Source organism: Terasakiella brassicae (assembly GCF_014641495.1).
Taxonomy (GTDB): Bacteria; Pseudomonadota; Alphaproteobacteria; order Rhodospirillales; family Terasakiellaceae; genus Terasakiella; species Terasakiella brassicae.
This window is the reverse complement of record NZ_BMHV01000013.1, coordinates 79,809-100,104: the sequence shown is the minus strand read 5'-3', so window position 1 is coordinate 100,104 and position 20,296 is coordinate 79,809. Positions and strand designations below refer to the sequence as shown.

Annotated in this window: 19 protein-coding genes; 8 read left to right on the top strand and 11 right to left on the bottom strand. The window is 49.5% G+C overall.

Going from position 1 to position 20,296, the window contains the following annotated elements:
- Positions 1 to 177: 177 nt before the first annotated feature.
- Positions 178 to 468, bottom strand: a complete 291-nt coding sequence (locus tag IEW74_RS10575; RefSeq protein WP_188664626.1) for a GIY-YIG nuclease family protein — start codon at positions 466 to 468, stop codon at positions 178 to 180.
- 30 nt (positions 469 to 498) lie between these two features.
- Positions 499 to 1,422, bottom strand: coding sequence for a glutathione S-transferase family protein (locus IEW74_RS10570; RefSeq protein ID WP_188664623.1), 924 nt, complete (start codon positions 1,420 to 1,422; stop codon positions 499 to 501).
- Positions 1,423 to 1,523: 101 nt separating this feature from the next.
- On the opposite strand from IEW74_RS10570, the gene IEW74_RS10565 reads away from it, so the two are divergent.
- Entirely contained in the window at positions 1,524 to 2,432 is a 909-nt protein-coding gene (locus IEW74_RS10565) for a LysR family transcriptional regulator (protein WP_188664619.1), read from the top strand.
- Positions 2,433 to 2,477: 45 nt separating this feature from the next.
- Here IEW74_RS10565 and IEW74_RS10560 read toward each other — a convergent pair whose 3' ends face one another.
- From IEW74_RS10560 to IEW74_RS10545, 4 genes are read right to left on the bottom strand one after another with little or no spacing between them, the layout of a single operon-like run.
- Complete coding sequence (locus IEW74_RS10560; RefSeq protein ID WP_188664616.1) at positions 2,478 to 4,520, bottom strand: hypothetical protein; 2,043 nt, start codon at positions 4,518 to 4,520, stop codon at positions 2,478 to 2,480.
- Positions 4,517 to 7,189, bottom strand: coding sequence for a DUF4159 domain-containing protein (locus IEW74_RS10555; protein WP_188664614.1), 2,673 nt, complete (start codon positions 7,187 to 7,189; stop codon positions 4,517 to 4,519). Before IEW74_RS10555 ends, IEW74_RS10560 begins: the two co-directional genes overlap by 4 nt.
- Positions 7,177 to 8,073: a DUF58 domain-containing protein gene (locus tag IEW74_RS10550; protein WP_188664611.1), complete on the bottom strand. Its 897-nt coding sequence runs from the start codon at positions 8,071 to 8,073 to the stop codon at positions 7,177 to 7,179. Before IEW74_RS10550 ends, IEW74_RS10555 begins: the two co-directional genes overlap by 13 nt.
- A 14-nt stretch (positions 8,074 to 8,087) precedes the next feature.
- Positions 8,088 to 9,029, bottom strand: a complete 942-nt coding sequence (locus IEW74_RS10545; protein WP_188664648.1) for an AAA family ATPase — start codon at positions 9,027 to 9,029, stop codon at positions 8,088 to 8,090.
- A 236-nt stretch (positions 9,030 to 9,265) separates the two neighbouring features.
- Between IEW74_RS10545 and IEW74_RS10540 the strand changes: the two genes are divergently transcribed.
- The 4 genes from IEW74_RS10540 to IEW74_RS10525 are packed head-to-tail and all read left to right on the top strand — an operon-like array spanning position 9,266 to position 11,911.
- Complete coding sequence (locus IEW74_RS10540; protein ID WP_229734315.1) at positions 9,266 to 9,811, top strand: DUF1285 domain-containing protein; 546 nt, start codon at positions 9,266 to 9,268, stop codon at positions 9,809 to 9,811.
- 11 nt (positions 9,812 to 9,822) lie between these two features.
- Complete coding sequence (locus IEW74_RS10535; protein ID WP_229734314.1) at positions 9,823 to 10,407, top strand: CoA pyrophosphatase; 585 nt, start codon at positions 9,823 to 9,825, stop codon at positions 10,405 to 10,407.
- Complete coding sequence (locus tag IEW74_RS10530) at positions 10,407 to 10,685, top strand: hypothetical protein (protein ID WP_188664605.1); 279 nt, start codon at positions 10,407 to 10,409, stop codon at positions 10,683 to 10,685. Before IEW74_RS10535 ends, IEW74_RS10530 begins: the two co-directional genes overlap by 1 nt.
- Positions 10,686 to 10,687: 2 nt before the next feature.
- A complete protein-coding gene (locus IEW74_RS10525; RefSeq protein ID WP_188664602.1) occupies positions 10,688 to 11,911 on the top strand; it encodes a CCA tRNA nucleotidyltransferase in 1,224 nt (407 codons plus the stop codon).
- A gap of 5 nt (positions 11,912 to 11,916) precedes the next feature.
- Here the strand turns inward: IEW74_RS10525 and IEW74_RS10520 are convergent, their stop codons facing one another.
- The 5 genes from IEW74_RS10520 to cobA all read right to left on the bottom strand — a co-directional run bounded on the left by IEW74_RS10520 (position 11,917) and on the right by cobA (position 18,057).
- Positions 11,917 to 14,418, bottom strand: a complete 2,502-nt coding sequence (locus IEW74_RS10520) for a nitrate- and nitrite sensing domain-containing protein (protein ID WP_188664599.1) — start codon at positions 14,416 to 14,418, stop codon at positions 11,917 to 11,919.
- Between the two features lie 97 nt (positions 14,419 to 14,515).
- The gene (locus tag IEW74_RS10515) at positions 14,516 to 15,853 is read right to left on the bottom strand and encodes a cobyrinic acid a,c-diamide synthase CobB (RefSeq protein WP_188664596.1); all 1,338 of its coding nucleotides are present in this window, start codon (positions 15,851 to 15,853) and stop codon (positions 14,516 to 14,518) included.
- On the bottom strand, positions 15,850 to 16,461 hold the full coding sequence (locus IEW74_RS10510) for an SCO family protein (protein ID WP_188664593.1): 612 nt from the start codon (positions 16,459 to 16,461) through the stop codon (positions 15,850 to 15,852). The genes IEW74_RS10515 and IEW74_RS10510 overlap by 4 nt, the downstream gene beginning before the upstream one ends.
- A gap of 16 nt (positions 16,462 to 16,477) precedes the next feature.
- Positions 16,478 to 17,266 carry a sulfite exporter TauE/SafE family protein gene (locus IEW74_RS10505; protein ID WP_188664590.1) on the bottom strand — a complete coding sequence of 263 codons (789 nt, stop codon included), beginning with the start codon at positions 17,264 to 17,266 and terminating at the stop codon, positions 16,478 to 16,480.
- A gap of 11 nt (positions 17,267 to 17,277) precedes the next feature.
- Complete coding sequence (gene cobA, locus IEW74_RS10500; protein ID WP_188664587.1) at positions 17,278 to 18,057, bottom strand: uroporphyrinogen-III C-methyltransferase; 780 nt, start codon at positions 18,055 to 18,057, stop codon at positions 17,278 to 17,280.
- Between the two features lie 62 nt (positions 18,058 to 18,119).
- Here cobA and IEW74_RS10495 point away from each other — a divergent pair, with 62 nt between their 5' ends.
- From IEW74_RS10495 to IEW74_RS10485, 3 genes are all read left to right on the top strand, one after another.
- Positions 18,120 to 19,181 (top strand): cobalt-precorrin-5B (C(1))-methyltransferase, encoded by a 1,062-nt coding sequence (locus IEW74_RS10495; protein WP_188664584.1) that lies wholly within the window; start codon positions 18,120 to 18,122, stop codon positions 19,179 to 19,181.
- On the top strand, positions 19,171 to 19,926 hold the full coding sequence (locus tag IEW74_RS10490; protein WP_188664581.1) for a cobalt-precorrin-6A reductase: 756 nt from the start codon (positions 19,171 to 19,173) through the stop codon (positions 19,924 to 19,926). The genes IEW74_RS10495 and IEW74_RS10490 overlap by 11 nt, the downstream gene beginning before the upstream one ends.
- A gap of 117 nt (positions 19,927 to 20,043) precedes the next feature.
- Positions 20,044 to 20,286 (top strand): DUF1127 domain-containing protein, encoded by a 243-nt coding sequence (locus IEW74_RS10485; RefSeq protein ID WP_188664579.1) that lies wholly within the window; start codon positions 20,044 to 20,046, stop codon positions 20,284 to 20,286.
- Positions 20,287 to 20,296: the final 10 nt, after the last annotated feature.

Here is a 20,296-nt window from a genome sequence, read left to right as displayed (position 1 = left end):
CTGATAGCCAAAGGGAAAAGGCCAATTGTGGCCTTAACAGCCGCCATGAGAAAACTGATCGTCATCATCAACGCAAAAATACGTGACGAAGTGTTTGCTCAAGAGAGTTGATGACGGGAGGAGAAGTTTGGTCAAAACGTCATCCCGGCCTTGAGCCGGGATCCATTATTGCGACACTTACATTGAAAGTTTGAACGATAAATCCTGCCAATAAGGATTGTGTTGTTCAATAAGCTGAATTTTCCATTCCCGTCTCCAGCGTTTCAGGGATTTTTCACGACGAATGGCATGTTCCATGTCGTCGTACATCTCGAAATAAATCAGATTTTTTAGTTTGTAACGTTTTGTAAACCCATCGAAATATTCATTTTGATGTTGATAAAGTCGATGTAATAAATTGGACGTGACACCGACATAAAGTGTGCCATACGGTTTGTTTGTCAGGATATAAATACAAGGGTGCTTCATATCCCTGCTTATGAATGGCCCAGAGCGTCTTTACCCCCGACCATGCGGTGCGGTGAAATCAATTTCCGGCCCACATGGAATCACGCCTGTGGGGTTGATGGTATCGTGACTGGCGTAGTAGTGGGTTTTGATATGGTCCATATGGACGGTTTTGGCCACGCCGGGAACTTGATAGAGGTCTTTCAGATATCCCCACAGGTTTGGATAATCGACAATGCGTTTTTTGTTGCATTTAAAATGTCCGACATAGACGGCATCAAAGCGCACAAGCGTGGTAAATAATCGCCAGTCGGCTTCACTGATGTGGTTCCCGACAAGATAGCGGTTTTTTGATAAGATATCTTCGACCTTATCAAGGGCGGCAAACAGGTTTTCAAAGGCTTCTTCGTAAGCATCTTGCGTGGTGGCAAAGCCTGCCTTGTACACACCGTTGTTGATGTTGTGATAAACGAATGTATTGATCTCATCGATTTCGGTTTGCAGGGCTGCGGGATATAAATCAACGCATTCCTTTGTCGCAAAATCATCAAAGGCGGTATTGAGCATCCGAATGATCTCAGCCGATTCATTACTGACAATCGCGTTGGATTTTTTATCATATAAAATGGGGACGGTGACCCGGCCCGTATAATCAGGTTGAACGTGAGTATAAAGAGTGTGCAGGGGATTGCCATCGGTGAGCATCCAGCCGTTTTCTTTCATAACAGGATCAACGACAACCAAATCAATGATATCTTCAAGCCCCTTCAGTGCGCGCAAAATAAGTGTGCGGTGCGCCCACGGACAAGCGTAGGAAACATAGAGGCGATAGCGATCAGCTTCGGCCTTGAAACCGCTGGTGCCATCCCGGCTGACCCAATTGCGAAAACGGCTGTCCTGACGTTTGAATTTTCCACCGGTGCTTTTGGTATCGTACCATGTGTCTTGCCATTTGCCGTCAACGAGTAGACCCATTTCCTATTCTCCTCTTGTCAAAATTCATGCTGCATGATGTACTGTTCGACAGGAAATGATAATGGGGCAATTTGGAACATAATTGTTTCTATGAGGAAACGATGAACAATCTGACAGGTATGATGATCTTTGCACAGGTGGTGCAATCGGGCAGTTTTTCAAAGGCGGCAGATGATCTGGGGATGTCGAAAAGCTCGGTCAGTAAGAAGGTTACCTTTCTAGAAGACCGTCTTGGTGTGCGCTTGTTAAACCGAACGACACGTAAGCTGAGCTTAACCGAAGTCGGGCAGGTTTTTTACGAACGCTGCGAACGGATTATGAGCGAGGCTGAAGAAGCCGAACTTGCCATTACCCGTTTACAGGACGAGCCACGCGGGCACCTTAAAATCAGTGCTCCGGTCAGTTTTGGCGTGAAACATCTGGGTCGACCGCTTGCGGCCTTTATTGAAAAATACGAAGATCTGAGCATTGATGTGCAACTGAATGACCGTTATGTCGATATTGTGGACGAAGGGTTTGATCTGGCCATTCGTATCGGTCGTTTACCGGATTCTTCCCTGATTGCGAAGAAAGTTGGCTCCAGCCGGATGGTGGTGTGTGCCTCACCGGAATACTGGCAAAAACATGCCAAACCAACGCACCCCCGCCAATTGGAAGATATGAATTGTTTGATCTATACCCTGTCGCGCAATAGTGGCGGCTGGTCTTATCAGGAAAACGGCAAAACCCACTTGGTGAAGATTGAAGGCGATGTGAAAGCCAATAACGGCGATATTATCCGTGATATGGCGGTGAATGGGGCGGGAATTGCGGTTTCACCGGCCTTTATTGTTGGCCGCGAACTTGCAGACGGCTCCTTGGAAGCTGTCATGGAAGAATATGAGGTTGAACCGATCAATATTTATGCGGTTTATCCCCACAATCGACATTTATCTGCAAAAGTACGCCTGTTTGTAGACTTCCTGAAAGACTGGTTCGGCAATTGTCCCTCGTGGGAAGATATTCGTTAGCGTTAAAGGCATCGTTACAAGCTGTTTCTGCTTGCTCGGGATTTGCTAACGGCTTTCGCGCCACCATGCCAAACACCAGCAAACGGCGGCCCCTATCAGGATAAGCCAGAGGGGAACGAGATTGCTGCGTTTTATACCAAGTACGTTTTCCTTATGGCGTTTGGGCAGACCGATCCAGTTTCGACCAACCGTTTCGCTTTTGACGGAAACCCGTTGCACCATGGGCATGCCGTCTTCCAGCCAATGCAGACTCCCGTCCAGCTTTTCAGCTAGGGGGGCAATCAGGGCCTTGGTTGCGCGCGGGTCTTCCAGTTCTTTCGGGTTCAGGCTGCCTTTGATCAAGGTGGTCCGATGCGTGGTATCTTCCCCGTGATAAATGCCCATTTGCGGGGCGTTCATCTGTTGCGTAAAGATCCCTTTGCCTTGTGCTTTCAAGGTGACATTTTGTTGTGTCCCGTCAGGAAAGGTGATTTGAACGGGCGGGTTCTCAGGTGTCAGGCTGTGGCGGATAATTTTGATGGTTTGCTCGTCTTGTTGATGCAGACGCAGGGTGTTTTCTTCCAGTTCCGGTTCTTTCATCAACCAGTGAACAAGATTGCGCACCAGTGCGTTATGGGGCCCGCCGCCGTCAAAGCCCCGCGCCCACAGCCACAAATGATCACTTAAGAGCATGGCAACACGGCCTTGCTGGATACGGTCCACGATTAAAAGCGGTTGTTGGTTTTCGCTTTGTAAAATGGTTTGACCGGAAATGGTTTGGCTGTTCACAATCCGCATCCATCGTCCCCAATCTTTTTGCGGACTGTTGAGCTGGGTTGTGATGGGGTGGCGTTTGCCCAGTTCGGTTTTTTGCAGGCGATAGGGCGCATCGTCTTTCACTTGTCCGGTGGGTAGGGCGGGTAAGACGATTTTTAATCCGGTCTGGGCAAGACTGCGCGCGCCTGCGAAATCCGGTCCGGCAGAAATTAACAAGGCCCCGCCCTTTTCAACATAATGCACGATGTTTTGAAAGTAGCTCTCATTCAGGACATTGTGGCGATAATAACGATCAAAAATGATCAGGTCGAAATCATTAAGTTTTTCTTCAAAAAGTTCACGCACCGGGAAGGCGATGAGGGACAGTTCATTTAACGGTGTAAAGTCTTCTTTTTCCGAGGGGCGCAGAATGGTGAAATGTACCAGATCAACAGCCGGGTCGGACCGTAAGATATTGCGCCATGTCCGTTGCCCCTGATGAGGTTGCCCGGATACGAGCAAAACGCGCAAACGGTCGCGCACACCGTTAATGCTCAGCGCCACTTTGTTATTGTTGAGGCTGAGCTCATTTTCAAGGGCCGGGGTTTCAAGCAAAAGAACCTGTCTTCCGGCATGATCTGCAATATAGACCGTTTCTTGAACGCCGTCTTCTGTCGGGGTGAAACGTTGTTTTTTACCGTTCTCATGCAACAGAAAAAGTGGTGCTTTTGCATTGGGTTGTGCATTATCCAGGACACGAACACGCAGCAAAACGGGTTTGCCCACGATGGCATAGCGCGGGGCATCGACAATTTCAATGCGCCGGTCCTCGTCTTTTTTACTGCCGGTAATCAGAACATGAAGGGGGCCGGGCAAATTGGATGCGTCCTTCAGGTCGTGAATTTGTCCATCGGTGAGAAGGACGCTACCGGCGTATCGTTCCGGGTCAATGGCGCCTAGGGCCTGCTTGATCCGGTTGATGATCCTTGTGCCTGATTTATCCTCGTCGGGTTGGGGCGCTAAATCAATGGTTCGGATTTCCAGATCCTGATAGGCAGAGGCATCGATCTTTAACTTTTCAAGGGCCTGTTGTCCTTGTGCCCTGCGATCCCCAAGGGATTGACTGGTGGAGGTGTCATTCAGAATAAACGCGATATCTTTTTCTTGTCGGGTGTCCGTGCGTGTAATTTGCGGGCCGATCAGGGCCAGAAGAACGAGGACAGCACCCAGCAAACGCAAGATGGCCCCACGCTGTTTTTTTCGTATCGACAGGATTGTCAAGACGCAGACAATTCCGGCCAAACTGAACAGGGACCAAAGCGGAAGAAGGGGGGCGAATGAAATTTCCATCATAGACCCAACCTTTGTAAAATAGCGGGAATATGGACTTGATCGCCTTTATAATTCCCGCTCAGGATATACATGACGAGGTTGATCCCAAAGCGCATAGCCTGTTCGCGTTGTAATTCCCCTCCCGGTATGACGGGATATAAGGGACGTAGGTTGTCATCACGCGCCCAAGCTTGCGCCCAGGCATTGCGACCGATCAACACAGAAGAGACACTATCATTTTGGATGTCGCCGTCACTTTCCACCCAAACCCCATCAAGATCAAACCGACCGGGGAAACGTTGCAACAGATAAAAGGCACGTGTCAGAACGTGGGTTTCCCCCACAGGGTCCAACGGGGCGATATCAAGATTTTTGGTTGCCTGCGCCAATAAAGCGGGGCGATCTTGGCCCATTGTATCAAGCAGGATAAATCCACCGGTTTTTAAAAAACGATTGAGTTTTTCTGTCGCTTGCGGGCTGAGGATGGTTTGCTGATCCTCAATCGCCCAATAAATCATGGGAAAGAGGGACGGATCGTCCTTTTCAGGATCGAACGCCATTGCCGGGGCCAGTTCAACGGCCGTACGCCTGCGCAAAGTAGCCCCCAGACCGTTTAACCCTCGTTCCAGTGTTTCGTTGAGTTGCGGGTCATGGCTTTGCATATATGCCAGTCGCATTTGATTGGCGGCAGCCAATGCCTTGTCCCAATCTGTTTCGCTGTGGGCGGGCATGATGGAAAAAAGCATCACACCAAGGGCGCTTCCGCTTATAATAGCAACTTTTTTGAAGCGTATGCTTAAAAGCCAGTCAAGCAAGGCCAAAAGGAAGGCAGAAAATAAGAACCAAAGGGACAGGTCTTGCTCGCTTGCCGTATGGAAGGTGCGTTGCGTGACGGTTGGTGGAATTGGATCAAGGGTTGTCATGTCCTTGACAAAGGGACCTAAGTTATACGCTTTCGGCGCTTGCGAGGTTCCATATAAACCGGGTGGATGGGAAAAATCAGGGCTTTGACTTTTCAATTCATTTGATGTGATCGGTGTAAATTGCGTGCTTGCGGCGCTTAAAAAACCATTTCTATCAAACAGGCGATAAGGGGAAAGCGGCCCGTCTTGTACAGCCGTGGATTTGCGTGTTGTCAGGCTTAAAAGCCTTTTCAACATTTGTTCAAAGGTGCCGGATAAGGGGAGCTTTGACCAACCGGGAACAGCTTCGATATGAAAAAGAATGCTCCATCCCCGTCCCATTTGTGCTGCGGTAACCAACGGGGTCCCGTCACTGAGGCGGGCCCATGTCTTTTCGCTTAGATCGGCACTGGGGCGGGCAAGAATTTGTTTGTTGATTGAAATGTCATCCGGCACGGGTAGGCCGAAAAACGGACTGTGATTATCAAAGGGGGCCAGGCGATGGGGTTTGTCCCAACTGAGACTGCCGCCAAAGGTGCGCTCGCCGGGCATGAGCTGCACGGGTAATAACGGGTCAAAACTTGTCCCGTCTTTGGTGTCGCCTTTTCGGGCGCTGGCAAAACGAACAAAGATACCGCCTTGTTGTATCCAGTTTTCCAACCGTTCGCTTTGTTGGGGGGGGAAGGCTGTGTAATCCACATCAATAATCAGGCTGAGTGATTGATCCAGCAGATCATTTAAGGATGCAATTTGAAGATGGCTGTATGGAGCAAGACTTTTCTCAACATAGTATGACGGGGCGAGAAGGGCCTTATCGCTGCCCTTTGGTGTAATCAGACCCACAGTTTGATCGCGCCATTTTTCATCCAGCAGATATTGCGCACCGGGGTTTGTAAATCCGGCAATGCGAATGCGTTCTGTCCGACTTTTCAGTTCTTGCGGGATATCGATAAATTGTTCGTGAACATTCTCGCCAGCTTTTAACTCATATTTCTTTTGCAGGAGAACTTGTGCATCTGCATCCAGAAATTGAAGCTCCAACGCTTTGTTTGAGGGGGTAGTCAGTTCCGTGAGGCCAATGTGGAAACCTTTGCCTTTACGTGTGACGTTATGAAGAACGGGTAAAGGGGGAAGGGTGCTTTCCGTAATATAATCGACATCCCCGATTTGCAGGAGGTCTTGTAAAAAAGGATCCCCTTGTGGGTCTGAAAAGCCATTGGATATCCAGCTTATTTTGGGCCGTGTTGATAACGTAGATTGCAGTTCTTTAACAGAATGCAACACCGCTTCATGCGCGGTTGGCCAGGGTTGTGCAGATAGGTGTTCGGCTTCATAAATTAGACGCTCATCGGACTTTTGTTCAAAGGGAGCAGGCTGGCTGGTTCCCATAATATAAACGGGCTGTTCTGTGTCTTTTGCACTAGCCACCAGTCGCACAAGTTCCTGATGGCGTTGGTCCCATCGATCCATGACCGACCAGTCATTATCGATCAGAATGATATGGGGAACTTGATCAGTTTGGCTTGATTGCGTTGCATTTAAAACAGGCCCGGCCAATGCGATAATCAAACATAAAAGCAGCAACCCGCGCAGCAAGAGAACCCACCACGGGGTTTTTGCTGCCAACAGGCGCTGGCTGGTTAATTCTTGCAGCAAACGGACCGCCGGGAAAGGAATGATTTTCGGCTTTGGTGGTGTGGTTTTCAGCACATACCACAACAGCGGTAAAAACAATAAGGCGCTGAAAGCCCACGGGCTGACAAAAGAAAACTGGCTTAACCCTTCCATTGCGTCCCCCGTCCTTGTGTGATGGAAAGGTAAAGATTGAGAAGGGCACTTGCGGCTGATTGCGAAGTGTCGTGACGCTGGAAGCTCCATCCCAAGGAATGAGCTAACAGGTTTAAAGTATGGCGGCGGGCTTTCAAGCGTTCCTTGTAGGCTTCGCGCACGGTTTCAACATTGCCGAAATAGGCACTGCCTTCGTTTTCCAAGCCTTGAAATTCAACCCGTCCGTCAAAAGGAAGGCTTTCTTCGGCCGGATCCAGTATTTGGATCATATGTCCACGCACATGGCGGCGGCTATAGCGTTTCAGGGCTTCTTCTATTTCAGATAAGGGGGAGAGGAAATCACCGATCAAAACCAGTTCACCGTGGCGGGGTAAATGGGCATGTTCGGGCAGGCTTTGCAGGGTGTCTTTTCCGCTTCGATTACGTTCCAGTATGCTGGCGAGGCGATAAAGGGCCGCCCGCCCGCGCCCCGGCGGATTGGCATCTCCCAATAGGGCGATTTGTTCGCCACCGCGCAGCAGAAGGGAGGCAAGGGCCAATGTGATCAATTCCGCCCGATAACGCTTGTTCTCAAGGGCCGGGGAGGAACTGTAATTCATGGAGGCAGAAGGATCACGCCATAACCAGACGGTTTGGGCGGCTTCCCATTCATATTCGCGGACAAAATGATGTTGGGTTTTGGCTGATTGTCGCCAGTCGATTGTGCGGGTGGATTCCCCGCTTTGATAGGGGCGAAATTGCCAGAAGTTATCACCTTGCCCGCGCCGCCTGCGACCATGAATGCCTTGGGCCACGGTGGCTGCAACGCGTTCAGCCTCCACCAACAAGGCAGGTAGTCCGGCGCATTCGGCTTCTGCACGATGTATGGTGGGGGTGGGGGTCATCTTTGGGTAATATCCTATCCGTTCAGGGTCCGTGTGATTAAGTGTTCAATGATGGTATCCAGCGATACCCCTTCGGCGCGGGCGGCAAAATTCAAGGCCATGCGATGTCGCAAAATCGGGGACGCCAAGGCAATGACATCGTCAATGGACGGGCATAATCGGTTGTGCAAAACACATCGGGCACGTACGCCGGACATTAAGGCTTGACTGGCCCGTGGTCCCGGTCCCCATGCAACGTGTTTTTGCACATCGTTCAAGGTACTGGTTTCCGGTCGCCCTTCGCGCACCAGTGTCAGGATGGCCTCGACCACGCTTTCGCCGACCGGAATATCACGCAACAGGCTTTGTGCCTGAAGGAGTTCTGCTGAACTGCAAATACGTTTGGGGATTTTGTTATCGTTGCCTGTTGTGGTCATCAAGATAGCGCGTTCGGCATCACGTTCCGGGTATTGGACGTTGATCTCCATGAAAAAACGATCCAGTTGGGCTTCGGGCAGGGGATAGGTGCCTTCCTGTTCCAGCGGGTTTTGGGTGGCCAAAACGTGAAAGGGTTGAGGCAGGTCATGATAATGCCCTGCAACGGAAACGCGTTTTTCCTGCATGGCTTGAAGCAAGGCCGACTGGGTGCGGGGACTGGCCCGGTTAATTTCATCGGCCATGAGCAATTGGCAAAATGTCGGACCTTTGACAAAACGGAAATGGCGTTTCCCATTGTCATCTTCGTCTAAAATCTCGGACCCGATAATATCACCGGGCATCAGGTCCGGTGTAAATTGAACACGGCGTTCATCCAGACCGAGAACGGTGCCTAAGGTTTCAACCAGTCGGGTTTTTCCCAGACCGGGCAGGCCGATTAAAAGGACGTGTCCACCGGATAAAATACTGACCAATGCTTCTTCGATGACTTGATCCTGACCGAAGATAATGGCATTTACTTCGCGGTGCACCGTGGCCATTTGTTTGCTGAGAGCTTCAAGGGCTTGAACGGCTTTTGGGTCGTCTTTCACAATAAATATCCTTGTTTTGCCATGATAAAAGTCCTATCTCAAAGATGTGGTTGCATTTGTCAGCAATGCAATTTTAACCGGCTCTGAAAATAAGGATAGGTTCGAACGTACGGAAAACCAAACAATTATGTGTGATCTGTTGAAGAATTTATGTGAAAGAAGGGTGAGTTGGGGAGGAGCGAGAAATGATGAGTACGATTGCGCAATCCAATGCGCAGCAATCTGCACAACCGATGTGCGGCGATATTGATATAAAAATTGCAAAAGACGGCACGTGGTTTCACGAAGGCGGGCCGATTGGGCGCAAAGAATTGGTCTGTTTATTTGCAAGTATTCTCAAACGTGACGAATATGGGGAGTATTGGCTGCAAACCCCGGTTGAAAAAGCAAGAATCGTCGTAGATGATGCCCCCTTTATTGCCGTTGAGTTGTTTGCATGCGAATGTGGCTGTGATCAAAAACTGTCTTTGCGCACAAATGTGGATGAAGTTGTTCCCATTGGGCTGGACAATCCCATTCGAGTGGAACATGATTCAAAAACAGGTGAGCCCGCACCGTACGTGACATTGCGTCAGGGGGAAGGTATGTTTCCCATTGAAGCAAAGATCAACCGCGCCGTTTTCTATGAATTGGTCAATCGTGGTGTTGAAGAAACAATAGATGGGGAAGTGTATTTCGGAATATGGAGCAACAACGAATTTTTCCCACTGGGACAATTGGACGAGGATTAACGCCAGAAAGTTTGCGCGATTTTTTTGCATCGTATCAGCCCGACCCTCAGGATATTCGCGGGGACCATGATCTTAATGGGTTTCGACCGAAACCGGATAATCGTGCCGCAGCCGTTCTCGTTCCCATCATTAAACGCCATGATGAACTGAGTGTCCTGTTTACCAAAAGAACCGACCATTTAAACAATCATCCCGGTCAGATCAGTTTCCCCGGTGGCCATACCGAGGAAGACGACGAAACGGCAGCGCATGCCGCCCTGCGCGAAACCGAAGAAGAAGTCGGCCTGCCGGACCGATATATTCAGGTGATCGGGCAATTAAACGATTATGTGACGCGCACGGGATTTCGGGTGACGCCCATCGTCGGTCTGGTGGATTTCCCTTACCCGACGGACCCGGATGACCATGAAGTTGCCGAGGTCTTTGAGGTCCCGTTGCCCTTTTTAATGGATCCGGGCAACCATCAAAAATGTTCACGTATTTTTATGGGGAAAAGACGTTATTTTTGGGCGATGCCCTATAACGATTATTATATCTGGGGGGCAACAGCCGGGATGCTCCGAAATTTTTATGATGTTTTGTCAGGTGTTAAATAATGCGCTTTTTGCTGCAATATATTCTTCCATTGGCCTTTCCGACCGCGCTTTATCTGGTCTGGAAACTGTATCATAAAAAAAAGGCAGGCGAGGAAGCCCATCATATCGATTTAACCAAAGGACCGTGGTTACGGTTGTTCGGGCTCGGTGTGGTTTTGATGGGGATCGGACTTGTCTTCTTTAATGTGATGGATGGGGAAAAGCCGGGCGGGGTTTACCAGCCACCGGTCTTTCGAGATGGTAAAGTTGTCCCCGGTCATATCATTCGTGACGAATAACAATGCTTGATATTATCAATCAGGATTGGTTTTGCGATCCTGCCAGCAGACGTGTGATGAATGTTTTGGGCGCGCGTGGTCGTCCGGCCCGTTATGTCGGGGGGTGTGTGCGCGATGCGCTTTTGCGAAAACCGATTAATGATATCGATATCGCAACACCTGAGATGCCGCAAACTGTTCTCGATTTGTTGAAACAGAACGATATTAAGGCGATTGCAACCGGCATTGAACATGGCACGATTACGGCGGTTTGTGAGGGGCGTTCTTTTGAAATTACCACATTGCGTTCGGATGTTTCCACCGATGGACGGCGCGCGACGGTTGCCTTTTGTGAAGACTGGCTGGAAGATGCCAAACGGCGCGACTTTACCTTTAATGCCATGAGCCTTGATGCAGACGGAACGCTTTATGATCCGTTTGACGGGCAGGAAGATTTAAAGGCAGGACGTGTCCGTTTTATTGGGGGGGCGCAAGATCGTATTCGCGAAGATTACCTCCGCCTGCTGCGGTTTTTTCGTTTTAATGCCTATTATGGAAAAACAACGATAGATCCCGAAGGATTGCAAGCCTGCGAGAAACTGGCGGAAGGATTAAAACAGCTGTCCGGGGAACGGATTTCGCAAGAATTTTTACGATTACTGGAAGCGCCGCGCCCGGCAAAATGGGTGGATATGATGATCAGGCATGACATTCTTCAAAAGATCATTCCTGATGTTTTAACGCGCCCTCAGCTTGAAATGTTATGTGCCTTTGAAGATCAGCCGGATGGACTGCGTCGCTTGGCCTGTTTGCTGCCAAATGATCCGCATGTGATAACAGCGGTGGCAAAACGGTTTCGCTTGTCCAAGGCGGCTGAGAAGCGTTTGCGGACGGCGCGATGTAGCGAAACCATGCTTGACCCGATGAAAGGGCAAGATGAACTGCGTTGTTTTCTCTATCGCAACGGGGCGATTGCTGCGCGCGATCAGTTGTTTTTATATTGGGCAGAAAAAGGGTTCAGCGGCATTGGTCCGCGTGAACAACAGGTGATTGCCCTGATTGATCAATGGCAGGCTGACCCAGTTGTTTTTCCGATACAAGGGGCTGATTTATTGGCCTGTGGCTTTACAGCCGGACCCCGGATGGGGGCAGTTCTCAAAGAAATAGAAGATTGGTGGTGTGGCGGGGGATGTCGGGCAGAAAAAGAAGACTGCCTGCGTGAAGCTCAACACAGGCAGTCTCTATAAATGTTTTAGGCACTCGCCATATCTTGAAGATAGGTTTTGATCTTACTTTCAAGTTTATGGGTATTATCGGCAACAAGCTTCGCGGAAACAAAGACTTCTTCGGACATACGCCCGGTCTCTTCATTGGCTTGGGCGACACCTTCGATATTGTCGGAAACATCCCGGGTGCCGGTTGCCGCTTCATTCACGTTCTGACTAATTTCGCGGGTTGCACTGCCCTGTTGATCAACTGCCGAGCTAACCGTTGTGGTGACATCGTTCATTTCTTCAATCGTTTGTGTGACACCGGCAATGGCTTCGACAGCGCGCATGGTATCGGACTGAATGGTGGTGATTTGACGGGTGATGTCATTGGTTGCTTTGGCGGTCTGGTTTGCCAGGTTTTTCACTTCGGAAGCCACAACAGCAAACCCTTTACCCGCAACGCCCGCGCGTGCCGCTTCGATGGTTGCGTTCAGGGCCAGAAGATTGGTTTGTTCGGCGATATCGGTAATCATTTGAACAACTTCACCGATTTGCTGGGCCCCATCTGCCAGACCTTGAATGGTCTGTCTGGCCTGGCGAGCCGTTCCGCTTGCTTCGTTTGCAATGGTGGAAGAATGCACCACCTGACGTGAAATTTCCTCAATAGAACTGGAAAGTTCTTCGGCAGCGGCCGCAACGGTTTCCACGTTGGATGTGGCCTGACTGGCCGCAGAGGCAACGGTTGCTGATTGCGAGCGTGATTGTTCCGTAGCGGCAGACATGGATTGTGCGTGATGTTCCAATTGAGTGGCCGCATCGCCCATCTGTTGCAGGGCAAGGGCCACTTCGTCACGGAAAATATCGGTCATCTGCAAACGGCGGACACTTGTGCGTTCGCGAATGGTTTGTTCGATGCCTTGCTTTGCCTGCGCCATGTTTTTGCGGATGATGCTTTCCTTGAAACGCTGGATTGAACGGGCCATTTGACCGATAGAATCCGACTTATGGCGTCCGGCAATCATGGTTTCCGTTTGGCCTTTTTCCAGTCGTTCGAGGGAATGGCGCAGGGAATTCAGGGGCACAACCACACTGCGGATAAGGACGACCATCAAAACAATCAGGACAAATGTAATAGCCAATGCAAAAATAGACAGGCTGATATAGCTGGTATGTGCATTGGATTTTACGGTTTCAGCAGAGTGCCGCAAGGTCTCTGCCATAAAATCTTCGGTCTTTTTCAAGAGATTGATTTTTTGTGTAATGGTGTCGAACCATTGTGGCCCGGTAATGGATTTAAGATCACCAGTGACCTGACTGTCAATCGCAACGGTGCGCATTTCATTGACTTTGTCGATAGCAGGGCCGCTGATGGTCTTGTCCAGAAAATCTGCAACTGTTGGTGTGGCAAACGAATGGGCAACGTTCATATAGGTATCCTGCACGGCAATCAGGCTGATGAAATCTTTTAATAAGGCAGGGCTGAATTGACCGCTACCGAAACCGGCGGCCCCTTTTGCACGTTCAATCCCGGCGCGTTCTTTAATTTGCAGGAAGTTTACAAATGCCGAGATTTGGTTGGACAGATCCAGATCACTGGAAATTTTTGACATGGAGGCAATGGAATTCAAAAAGGCGCTATTGAGGGCGGAATAATAGCCGACTTCTTGAGCAACACTGACTTGTTGCGCCGATATTTTCTCACGCCATTGCGGGAGTTCGTCCAACAAGGTGCGAATTCGTTTGATGTCTTTTGTTAATCCGAGTTGTTCACCGATTGTAAAAGCATCGTTGATACGGCTGGCTTTGCTGTCTGTGTTTTTGCGTTGGTCGCTAACTTCGTCACCGAAAGCCTCCCCCTTGGAGGCCAGAAAACCGGCAGAGGCACCGCGTTCTTTTTGCAGTTCATGGACAAGGTTGGAAAAAATACTTGCCATAGAAGACAATTGTTCGATCTTTTCCATTTCCTGCACCGTGGACCGTTTTTCCAAAACGGCATCGCCTGCGAAATAAAGCATGATGGCTAAGGGAATAACCGCAAGGGCCGCAATACGGTGGGTAAGGCGGAATTTATCCAGAAAACTTTCTATAAAGGACTGATTGGCATGATCGCATTCAATCAAACCGACCCGTTCCAGATCGTCGCGCATTTTATAGTCGCTATCAACAATATGGTCGATCAGACGATCATAAAAGGCATGCAGTAAATCCCGGATATTTATTGAGTTGGGATCGGATTTATAGGCCTTTGCAATATTTTTGAAATAGACCAGCGTCTCATCATGGAAACGGATATGTTCTTCACCTTCAGCATTGGGCTGACACTGGCGGATGATGTCATTTTCACGGGTGAAATGAATGTCGAGATGCGTAACTGTACGGTTTAGTATATCTTGAATATCGTCGTGCGCTGCGTTGTTTTTTACGTGTCCGTTTAATTCGTTAATCAGATCAATTAAGACAATATGGTCTTGATCAATTTCTTCAATGCCCAAATTAAACGCACGATCCCACGTGATCAGGATGTCGCCTTCATCCATGCGCATAGTCCCCTCCCTTAAATATAGCTAGAATAAATAAAAATGATTTATCCTGTATGCGATGAGGGTAATATAAAAATAATATTTTGAAAACTATTATCTTTTAGAACGAATCTATCAAATGAAAGAACGATCCGAAACAATTATTGCGTGTTAAGCCGGACGGGCCAAGTGTGACACCGGATGCATTTTTGCACTCAAAAAGGGCAGTCCCTTTTTCTTTGATGATGGTGGCATAATGGAATTCATGCCCGCGCAGGCGATGACCAATGGCGCCGAAAGGCGTGTCTGTTTTGCACACAACATCACGATAACCCAGATGAAGTTTACGTTTGGCAAAGGAGGTTTCCAGATCCAGAATACCCGCCATTTCGTGAGCGCGCCCGTCCCGGTCAGTCAGAACTTTACCCAAGGTCATATAGCCGCCGCATTCCCCAAAAATAAGGGTGCCTTTGTCGTGATGGTTGCGCAAGGCATTCAGGAAATCAGCATTCCCGGCCAGTGTGGTGGCGTAAAGTTCGGGATAGCCGCCGGGCAGATAAATGGCATCACAGGCTTGATCCGGTATTTCGTCTTTTAACGGGCTGAAAAACGTCAGTTCCGCCCCTGCGTTCCGCCAATGTTCCAGCAGGGCGGGATAGGCAAAGGCATATGCCTTATCTTTGGCAATGGCGATACGTTGTCCAAGTGGAGCAAAGAACGCATTGCGTTCACACACACTGGGAATAAAGCTGCTTTCTGCCAATTGAACGAGATTATCCAGATCAATGTGGTCTTCAAGGAAGTCGGCGGACTTGTTTAAAAATTCTTCCAGTTCGGGATGTTCTTCTGCCAGAACAAGACCAAGATGACGTTCGGGCAGGGCAAGTTCGGTTTTACGTGGAACGTAGCCTAAAACCTGAATATGCGGGATATGGGTTTCACAGGCGTTTTTCAGCAGTTGAACGTGCCCCGGACCACCGACTTTGTTGAAGATTACGCCTTTAATATGGACATCTTTATCAAAGGTTGCGAAGCCGTGGATCAGGGCGGCGGCTGATGCGGCTTGGGCGTTGGCATCAATCACAAGGACCACAGGCCAGCCGGTCCGCCGGGCAATATCGGCAGGGCTTCCGTCTTTGTTGGAGGGGGAATTGGCGGGCAGGGTTGCCCCGTCAAACAGGCCCATCACCCCTTCACACACAATCAGGTCGGATTGATTGGCAAGATTGTCCAACAGGTAATGCAGGCTGTCTTCACGCATGGCCCAGCCGTCCAGATTGGGGCAAAGGCGTTTTGTTGCCGCCCCATGAAAGGCCGGGTCAATATAATCGGGGCCAACCTTGGCGGATGAAACCGATACGCCTTTACGGGCCAAGGCGCGCAATGTTCCCAATGTAATAAAGGTCTTACCGCTGTTGGAATTGGGGGCTGCGATAATCAGTCCTTTGCCGGTGCTCACTTGATATAGGCTTCCAGTTTCTTCGCCATATCTTCCGGTGAAATACCGTGTGGGAAATGGGTCAGGTATTTACCATCGGGTCCGACCAGATATTGGAAGGCGGAATGATCCATTAAATAATCATCCGCTGCTTTGCCGTCTTCGGCGACTTTTTTATAATAGACGCGATAGGCTTTGGCAGCTTTGGCCACTTGCTCGGTTGATCCGCTGAGCCCAATCAGGCTTTCATGGAAATGTTTTGTATATTCACCCATGACTTTTGGTGTGTCGCGTTCCGGGTCGATGGTAATGAACAGGGAAACGACTTTGTTCATTTTTTCCTGAGGGATCATATCCAAAGCCATTGCTGCCGTTTGCAGGCCTGTCGGGCAGACATCCGGGCAGAACGTATAGCCGAAATTAATAAGCGTGTAGGATCCCAGCAGGTCTTTGTCTGTTACGAGATTACCTTTTGGGTCGACCAGTTCAAACGCCCCGCCAATGGCGACTTCGCCGCTGGATTGACTACCGGAATCGTCCATCAATTGTGGCAGGCGCATGGTAATGCCGACAATCAGAAAAATGGCTGCGACCATGAAGTACAATAAAATCCGTGTGCGAGAACCCATTTTCAGACCTTTTCTGTTAGATCACCAATGTATAGGCCAGATAGGCCAAGACACCGGCGTTGATAATCAAAAGCATTGGAGCAAGATCGGTAACGATCTGTTGCCATTTTTGCCCGGCGAGATGACCGGCAAACCCGACCACCATCAAGCTCGGCACCGTTCCTAGTGCAAAGGCCGCCATGCCAAATGCACCGGCAACAAAATCACCTGTGGCCCCGGCAGCCGCCAAGGCACCATATAACAATCCGCAGGGTAAAAAGCCAAGACCGATCCCTAAAAAATAGCCGTTTAATCCGGTTGGGCGGGCAAAAAACGGTTTGAGAATTTGTCCCAGCTTATCAGAAAGCGCGCTTTTTTCACATCGGTTTTGCGTGCCGAAAAAGGGCATGTTGGGAAAGCTGACACCTAATTTTTTCAGGGCGTAGCCTAAAAAGAAAAGGGCGGCAAACAGCAATAATCCGGCAGAAATCCATTTCATACCACTGAACTCAATAACCCCTTGGGCGAGCAATCCAACGAAAAACCCCAAGATAATATAAGTTGTCATGCGCCCCAGATGATAAGGCAGCAACGCCGCCCCGCTGATCCGTTTAAATTCGGACATTTGGGAAAGCGGAATATGTTCCAGTCGGGTGGTGACTTGGGACAAGACAAAAGGGGCACACATGGTGACGCAATGCGTTGCACTTCCGACAAGCCCCGCCATAAACAGGCTGATGAGCAAACTGCCGTTATCTTCGACAACAACGGTGCAGTGGGCCAAGCCCGCTTGCAGCATTGTCATAAGAAGCAGTTCGGATTCCATCAGTTTACTACCTAGTTAAAACAATTCATCAATTGCGCCCGGAAACCAACCGTTGGGCCGACAACCATAATGGCAGGTGATCTTACATTAGAGTTTTCTAAATCTAAAGCGCAATTTTCCAAAGTGGTTTCCAAGACTTGTTGCGCAGATGTGGTTGCGTTGGAAATGACAGATATCAATTCATCCGGTTTTCGTCCTGCATTTAACAATTCACGCTGGATTTTATCGATATGTTTGATCGGCATATAAAAGACGATGACGGGGGAACTATCGGCAAGGGCTTTCCAGTTGACGCAGGGAACTTGCCCGGATGTATCGTGTCCGGTAACGAAACTGATCACCTGATTGGATTGTCCGTCACTGACCGGAATACCGGCATAGGCACTGCCTGCAATGCCGGCACTGATACCGGGGACGATGCGCACCGGGATATTTTCTTTTAAAATAGGCAAGGCTTCTTCGGCGCCACGGCCAAAGACGAACGGGTCGCCGCCTTTTAAACGCAAAACCCGTTTGCCTTGCCCGGCCAATTCAATCAGGCGCTGGGTGATCTCGTGTTGTTTGGGGGAGGCTTTGCCGCCGCGTTTGCCCATACCTTCCAAAATTGTTTGAGAAGGGGCGAGGGCCAATATCTCTGGTGCGACCAACGCATCATGAACAATGACATCGGCCTGTTGCAGCGCGTGATAGGCATAAAGTGTTAAAAGTTTTACATCACCCGGTCCGGCACCAACCAGCCAGACGCTGCCAGTTTGGAATTCGGGGAATGATATCTGTGTCAAATTTTCCATGTTCTTGTGATACTCCAAAAAGCAGACGATGACAAACCTCAGAAAATGGTTATTTTGTGATTATGAATAAAAAAGAACTCAGAAAAGGATGGACGACAGGTGCCTGTGCAACCGCAGCGGCACGTGCGGCCTATGGCGCTCTGTTGACAGGTGAATTTTGCGACCCTGTGCAAATCCGCCTGCCCAAAGGCCAGACCCCGTCTTTTTGTCTGAACCGTCAGGGGGTAAGTCAACAATCAGCATGGGCTGCGGTGATTAAAGATGCCGGGGATGACCCGGACATCACCCACGGGGCTGAAATTGTCGTGTGTGTTGAACGGGGGGAACCGGGTAGCGGCATTGTGTTTAAAAATGGTGCCGGGGTCGGCGTGGTAACGAAACCGGGCTTGCCGCTGGCGGTGGGGGAACCGGCGATTAACCCGATGCCGCGCCAGATGATCACGGATAATTTAAATGAAGTTCAAGAAAACCCCGATGTGATTGTCACTATTTCCATTACCAAGGGGGAGGAACTGGCGCAAAAAACCATGAACCCGCGCCTTGGTATTCTTGGGGGACTGTCGGTTCTGGGGACGACCGGGATCGTGGTACCTTATTCCTGTGCGGCATGGATCCATTCCATTCATCGTGGTATTGATGTGGCGCGTGCCTTGGGGATTGGTCATATGGCGGCAACGACCGGGTCAACGTCTGAAAAAACCGTGGTGGATAAATATGGACTGGAAGAAAGTGCCCTGATTGATATGGGGGATTTTGCCGGTGGTGTCTTAAAATATGTCCGGCAAAAACCGATTGATAAATTAACCCTGTGCGGGGGATTTGCAAAATTGTGCAAACTGGCACAAGGGGAAATGGATTTGCATTCCTCACGATCCCGTCTTGATTTTGACCGTCTTGCCCAATGGATGAAAGAAGCCGGTGCCAATGAAGATTTGCAAAATCAAAGCCGCAACGCCAATACGGCTTTGGAAGTTTTGATGCTGGCACTTGACCATAATATCGCGTTGGGGGATTTGGTGGCTTGCCGCGCCAAAGAAGTTGCACAAGCCGTTGTCTCCGGTCATTGTCATATCGAGATCATTGCGATCAATCGTTTTGGAGATATCGTTGGACATGCCGAATAAAAAGTTATTGATCCTTGGGGGCACCGGGGAAGCTGCACAATTGGCCCAACAGGCGGTTGATGTTTTTGGCAATAAGCTTGAGGTCGTGATTTCCTATGCCGGGGTGACAAGGCACCAGCCGGATTTGCCTTGTGAAATTCGTGTCGGCGGTTTCGGGGGGCCATCGGGTCTGATTGATTATCTTAAAGAAAATAATTTTACACATCTGATTGATGCAACCCATCCATTTGCCGAACAGATATCCATGCATGCTTATGTGGCGGCACAGGATTTGGAAATCCCGTTTTTGATCCTGTGGCGCGATGAATGGCGTGCACAAATTGGGGATCGTTGGCTGGATGTCTCAGATATGGAGGAAGCCGCCCGTCAGGTTGCGGCTTTCGGTGTAAAAACCTTTTTAACGATCGGTGTCAAGGAACTCTCGGCCTTTGACGGTATTGCTGATGTGGCGATGGTTGTCCGTTTGGTGAATGAGCCAGCGCAAAAGCTGCCGCTTGCCAATTATGAATGTGTGATTGCACGTCCGCCTTTTTCTGTGGAAGCGGAACGCGAGTTGATCCGGGAGAAGCAGATTCGTTTACTCGTTTCCAAAAACAGCGGGGGCGAAGCAACGCGTGCAAAGCTGGAAGCGGCCCGTCTGGAGGGGGTTCCCGTAATTATGGTTCGTCGCCCACCGCAAGAACCTGTAGACTATGTGACGCATCCACGTGAAGCAATTCAATGGCTTAACATGCATGGCGTTTGAGCTATGCAAAGATGGTAATGCTGCAATGCACAAAATATAGTTGCGACTGCGAACAATAGACCCTATCTCTGCGTAATAGGAACTGGAAATATTACAAACAAGAGAGAGACGAGTTCTATGAGTTTACCTTATCCGATTACGTCATACGGTAGCCGCCATGTCGAATTGACAGGTGGATTGCTGACCCGTTTTGAAGACTTTGTCATTGCACAATTCACAAAATTGAAAGAGCGTCACCGCATTCGCTATGAAATGAGCATTATGAGTGACCGTGAATTGAAAGACCTTGGCATGACACGTTCTGATATTGCGCTGCTTGCGGATGGCAAGTTCAACGCTATTCAGGATCAGCGTCGCTAAAGAATAGCGC

What these genes read in the sequence shown, in the direction of transcription:
- IEW74_RS10575 (WP_188664626.1), bottom strand. Translation starts at nt 468, where the DNA reads ATGAAGCACCCTTGTATTTATATCCTGACAAACAAACCGTATGGCACA.
- IEW74_RS10570 (WP_188664623.1), bottom strand. Translation starts at nt 1,422, where the DNA reads ATGGGTCTACTCGTTGACGGCAAATGGCAAGACACATGGTACGATACC.
- IEW74_RS10565 (WP_188664619.1), top strand. Translation starts at nt 1,524, where the DNA reads ATGAACAATCTGACAGGTATGATGATCTTTGCACAGGTGGTGCAATCG.
- IEW74_RS10560 (WP_188664616.1), bottom strand. Translation starts at nt 4,520, where the DNA reads ATGATGGAAATTTCATTCGCCCCCCTTCTTCCGCTTTGGTCCCTGTTC.
- IEW74_RS10555 (WP_188664614.1), bottom strand. Translation starts at nt 7,189, where the DNA reads ATGGAAGGGTTAAGCCAGTTTTCTTTTGTCAGCCCGTGGGCTTTCAGC.
- IEW74_RS10550 (WP_188664611.1), bottom strand. Translation starts at nt 8,073, where the DNA reads ATGACCCCCACCCCCACCATACATCGTGCAGAAGCCGAATGCGCCGGA.
- IEW74_RS10545 (WP_188664648.1), bottom strand. Translation starts at nt 9,029, where the DNA reads ATGGCCACGGTGCACCGCGAAGTAAATGCCATTATCTTCGGTCAGGAT.
- IEW74_RS10540 (WP_229734315.1), top strand. Translation starts at nt 9,266, where the DNA reads ATGATGAGTACGATTGCGCAATCCAATGCGCAGCAATCTGCACAACCG.
- IEW74_RS10530 (WP_188664605.1), top strand. Translation starts at nt 10,407, where the DNA reads ATGCGCTTTTTGCTGCAATATATTCTTCCATTGGCCTTTCCGACCGCG.
- IEW74_RS10525 (WP_188664602.1), top strand. Translation starts at nt 10,688, where the DNA reads ATGCTTGATATTATCAATCAGGATTGGTTTTGCGATCCTGCCAGCAGA.
- IEW74_RS10520 (WP_188664599.1), bottom strand. Translation starts at nt 14,418, where the DNA reads ATGCGCATGGATGAAGGCGACATCCTGATCACGTGGGATCGTGCGTTT.
- IEW74_RS10510 (WP_188664593.1), bottom strand. Translation starts at nt 16,461, where the DNA reads ATGGGTTCTCGCACACGGATTTTATTGTACTTCATGGTCGCAGCCATT.
- IEW74_RS10505 (WP_188664590.1), bottom strand. Translation starts at nt 17,266, where the DNA reads ATGGAATCCGAACTGCTTCTTATGACAATGCTGCAAGCGGGCTTGGCC.
- cobA (WP_188664587.1), bottom strand. Translation starts at nt 18,057, where the DNA reads ATGGAAAATTTGACACAGATATCATTCCCCGAATTCCAAACTGGCAGC.
- IEW74_RS10495 (WP_188664584.1), top strand. Translation starts at nt 18,120, where the DNA reads ATGAATAAAAAAGAACTCAGAAAAGGATGGACGACAGGTGCCTGTGCA.
- IEW74_RS10490 (WP_188664581.1), top strand. Translation starts at nt 19,171, where the DNA reads ATGCCGAATAAAAAGTTATTGATCCTTGGGGGCACCGGGGAAGCTGCA.
- IEW74_RS10485 (WP_188664579.1), top strand. Translation starts at nt 20,044, where the DNA reads ATGAGTTTACCTTATCCGATTACGTCATACGGTAGCCGCCATGTCGAA.